2 protein-coding genes are annotated in these 574 nt (G+C 63.1%); both read left to right on the top strand.

What is annotated here, in order from left to right:
* A partial coding sequence (locus TRIHO_RS16290; protein WP_131811211.1) for a hypothetical protein occupies positions 1-209 on the top strand: 209 nt, incomplete at its 5' end.
* Positions 210-226: 17 nt separating this feature from the next.
* A complete protein-coding gene (locus TRIHO_RS16285; RefSeq protein WP_068246005.1) occupies positions 227-529 on the top strand; it encodes a hypothetical protein in 303 nt (100 codons plus the stop codon).
* The last annotated feature ends 45 nt before the right edge of the window (positions 530-574 follow it).

The raw sequence follows: 574 nt of genomic DNA, 5'->3' as shown, positions 1-574 counted from the left end.
GTCGCCGCGTCGCAGGCGAGATGCGTCTCGAGCTGGGCGGCGCGGACAAGGGCATAATCGACGGCCTCAAGGCCCTCGGCTGCTTCACCGAGATCATCGCCTTCCAGTTGCGGGTGTTCCTGCCGCATGGGGACGGGATCGACACGGGAAGCATTCTGGCCCGGATCGTGGGGCAGGCACCAGATGCCCCCTCAGTGGCAGCAGAATAGGCAAGGGGGGAAAGATCATGACACTCGAAGACATCAAGGCCGCCGTTGATGCCGGCCAGATCGTGTACTGGGCCAATACAGGCTATGTTGTGCACAAGGACCGGCTCGGTCAGTACCTCATCACCTATCTGCCGAACGGCAGCTGCATCGGCCTGACCGACCGGGAAGGGCACCGGTTGAACGGAAAAGAGGCGGAGTTCTTCATCGCGCGATCGGAAGACGGCGCGGAAAATCCGGGCAGCCAATCGAGACCAGACGGGAAGGGGAGGGGCGTAGCACCCGGAGGCGCGGGGGCATTCCCACTCGGACGGCAGCTCTGACCCGTGGGCGGGGCTGAAAGGAAAGCAGGCTTTCTGATTTGTGAT

The sequence above is a fragment of the Tritonibacter horizontis genome, from assembly GCF_001518015.1.
Classification (GTDB): Bacteria; Pseudomonadota; Alphaproteobacteria; order Rhodobacterales; family Rhodobacteraceae; genus Epibacterium; species Epibacterium horizontis.
Note: the sequence above shows the minus strand (reverse complement) of the source record. Positions and strands in the feature narration are given on the sequence as shown.